Origin of the sequence: Iodobacter sp. BJB302, from assembly GCF_002735645.1 — a bacterium.
Classification (GTDB): Bacteria; Pseudomonadota; Gammaproteobacteria; order Burkholderiales; family Chitinibacteraceae; genus Iodobacter.
This window is the reverse complement of the sequence record NZ_PDZG01000142.1, coordinates 1-3,305: the sequence shown is the minus strand read 5'-3', so window position 1 is coordinate 3,305 and position 3,305 is coordinate 1. Positions and strand designations below refer to the sequence as shown.

3 protein-coding genes are annotated in these 3,305 nt (G+C 51.6%); 1 reads left to right on the top strand and 2 read right to left on the bottom strand.

Annotated elements, in window-relative coordinates; translation table 11 throughout:
• Positions 1-441: 441 nt before the first annotated feature.
• Positions 442-1,158 carry a sulfite oxidase heme-binding subunit YedZ gene (locus tag CSQ88_RS22100; protein ID WP_257212727.1) on the bottom strand — a complete coding sequence of 239 codons (717 nt, stop codon included), beginning with the start codon at positions 1,156-1,158 and terminating at the stop codon, positions 442-444.
• Between CSQ88_RS22100 and proB the strand changes: the two genes are divergently transcribed.
• The gene (proB, locus tag CSQ88_RS22095; protein WP_218963183.1) at positions 1,145-2,269 is read left to right on the top strand and encodes a glutamate 5-kinase; all 1,125 of its coding nucleotides are present in this window, start codon (positions 1,145-1,147) and stop codon (positions 2,267-2,269) included. The genes CSQ88_RS22100 and proB overlap by 14 nt on opposite strands.
• A 43-nt stretch (positions 2,270-2,312) precedes the next feature.
• On the opposite strand, the gene CSQ88_RS22090 is transcribed toward proB, so the two are convergent.
• Positions 2,313-3,170 carry a LysR family transcriptional regulator gene (locus CSQ88_RS22090; protein WP_257212729.1) on the bottom strand — a complete coding sequence of 286 codons (858 nt, stop codon included), beginning with the start codon at positions 3,168-3,170 and terminating at the stop codon, positions 2,313-2,315.
• Positions 3,171-3,305 lie beyond the last annotated feature (135 nt).

Genomic DNA, 3,305 nt, shown 5'->3' with positions numbered 1-3,305 from the left:
AGGACGCAGTAATCCGCGGGTTGTGAAACGACGAACTAAGCATTTTGCAAGTAGAAAAGGCACGGAAATTCTTAATCAACGGCATAACTGGGGAATAAAAATCATAAAGTGAACAGCATTGGGGGCAGACCGGATTACCGGCCATGAATCGGCAGATAAATGGGGAATCGACGTTACCCGCTTCCTCATTCCTCCTAGGTGAAAAGGCAAAAAAGATCTGTAGACACAGAGAGCGGAAAGTTAAAAAGCAGCACACAGAGAAACCACTAACGGAGGCTCTGGCTATTCAGTTTTATTGCTCTGAGCGGAATTCAGTGTTTTTACTGGATCTCCGATAAATGCATTCGGAGATGACGACTTAAAAAATACTTGAGATAAATAAACCTCGAGTTTATTTTATGAACTCTCGGTGTGCTGCTTTTTAACTCTGTGTCTACAGATTTAGGGTTTTGGAAGCTCTTTTAGCTTTAATACCCCATCCAATCGCCTCGCCATCGGCGTGCGCATCAGAAATAACAGCCCTAAGATCGCTGCGTAGATCAGCGGGGTGCTTAAATCCCGTTTTACCAGCCACAGATAATGCAGTACGCCTAAGCTGGCAATCAGATATACCAGCTTATGCAGACGTTGCCACTGGCGTTTTAGCTTGCGGATCGCCGCTTGATTCGATGTGGCTGCCAGCGGAATCAGCAAAACAAAAGCCAAAAATCCAACGGTTACAAAAGGGCGTTTAATCACGTCATGCCAGATCGCGGCCGGGTCTAAGCCGTGATCGAATACAAAGAAAGTCAGCGCGTGGATAAAAGCGTAAAAAAACACATAAAGCCCCAGCATGCGGCGGTAAAGCAGCAGCTTGCCGTAGCCACTCAGGCGGCGCAGCGGGGTAATGGCGAGGGTGATCAGCAGAAAATTCAGCGTCCATGTGCCTGTCTGCCTGGTTAAAAACTCAATCGGATTAACAGCTTGCCCGGTTGCAAACAATATCCAGGCCAGCGGCAGAAGACAGGCGATAAAAAGCAGAGGTTTACTAAAACGCATTGCGGCAGGCTCTTTAAGTGGGGTTAGCGGTTTAGTCGTTTGATACTGCTTAATCTGATAAGCCGCCTTACCGGTATAATGCCCATCCTCGCATAAGGAAATGGCTATGTCGCAGAGCATTATTCACGCCGCGCACCGTATTGTGGTGAAGGTTGGCTCCAGCTTGGTTACCAATGAAGGCCGTGGCCTCGATCACGCCGCTCTTTTGCGCTGGGCGCAGGAAATTGCCGAAGTCTCAAAAATGGGCAAACAGGTGGTGCTGGTTTCCTCCGGCGCCATTGCCGAGGGCGTGGCACGCTTGGGCTGGTCGCAAAAGCCGACTTCGGTACACGAAAAACAAGCCGCAGCAGCCGTTGGGCAAATGGGCTTGTGCCAGGCTTATGAGAGTGCTTTTCGTGCTTATGGTTTAAAAACGGCGCAAATTTTGCTCACCCACGAAGATTTGGCTGATCGCACCCGCTATCTTAATGCCCGCTCTACCCTGATGACGCTGCTGAATCTGGGCGTGATTCCCATCATTAATGAAAACGACACGGTGGTGACTGCCGAAATTAAATTTGGCGATAACGACACTTTGGGCGCTTTGGTGACCAATCTGATTGAGGGTGACGCGCTGATTATTCTGACCGATCAAACCGGCCTGTATACCGCCGACCCACGCTCTAACCCTGATGCCCGGCTGGTTGAAGAAGCCGAAGCAGGGGATGCCAGCCTGGAAGATATGGCGGGCGGTGCGGGCTCCAGTGTGGGCACGGGCGGCATGTATACCAAGATTATTGCTGCCAAGCGCGCAGCCAGAAGCGGCGCTTCTACCGTAATTGCCTGTGGCCGTGAGCATGAAGTATTAGCACGCTTAGCCCGTGGCGAGCGGATTGGCACGCAGCTGACCGCACAATCAACGCCAATCGCAGCCAAAAAGCAATGGATTGCCGATCATTTGCTGCTTAAAGGCAGTGTGGTGCTGGATGCCGGTGCGGTGAGGGCGCTGCGCTTGCAAGGCTCAAGCCTGCTGCCTATTGGCGTAAAAGAAGCGCTTGGCGATTTCTTGCGTGGCGATGTGGTGAGCTGTGTGGATGCGGCCGGGGTAGAGATTGCCCGAGGCTTGGCCAATTACAGTGCCGCTGAAACCCGCCGGATTATGCGTTTGCCCACGGGGCAGATTGAAGCCACCCTAGGTTATATCGACGAATCAGAGCTGATCCACCGCGATAATATGGTGCTGATGGTTTAAATACGCCCTGTTCAGCATGATTTTGCAGCTGAATGATACAGAATCATGTAGGGGCAGGCACTAAGGATGGATATGCTGCGGCCGCTACGCAAATGGCATCCATTATGGCTCTCACCCTTGCGGTTTTGTACAGATCGGGGTGGGCGACCAGCCATACCGGATATCGCCGGCGATATGCTGTCCGGACGGCTTGCAACTCTGGGTATTCATGAGCTAAAAAATCCGGTAACTCTGTGATGCCAAGCCCTGAGCGGGTTGCAGAGCACAAGCTGGATAGCGTATTGCAGCGCATGCCAATTTTCCCTTGATCAATACTTTCTCCTGACAACTGCTCTGGCTCTGACCAGCCTGTAGGCTGCAGGGGCAGCAGCAGTGTGTGGCCATTGAAATGCTCTCCCCAAACAGGCAGAGGGTGTGTTCGCCAATAGTGAGCCGATCCATAAAGAGAAACCGTGAGCTCCATAAGCTTTCGGGTAATTAATAAGGGGGACTCCGGGCGGATAGTGCGCAGGGCAATATCTGCTTCACGCCGGTTCATATTGACCAACTCCGCCCCTGTTAACAGCACAACTTCAATATCCGGGTGTTGTTTCTGCAGCGCCTTTATCGCTGGAATAACAAAGAATTGCGCCAGTGTATCGGTGGTGGCAATGCGTATAAGCCCGGCTAATCCCAAGTCTGAATCCTGCACCATTTTTTGCATCGACAGCGCGGCTTCTTCCAGCCGCAATGCCTGTGGCAACAGCAGGTCAGCAAAAGGTGTGGGTATCATCCCTGCCGTAGTGCGCAGAAATAAGCGGGTCTTTAATTGCCGCTCCAGCGCGTTCAGGTGCCTGCCTGCGGTGGCCTGATCTACATCGAGCAGATTGGCAGCGGCTGCAAGTGTTTTCATTTTGTAGATTGCCAGGAACGGTAATTGTCAAGATAGTTGAGATGTTTTTACGATTTAAGCGACCTGTAATTCCTCGCTTGTTTTAGGCTCAATAGCCCGGTCGGGGTTCAATTGCACTTCATCTTGCCAGCTCCAGTTCCGAGT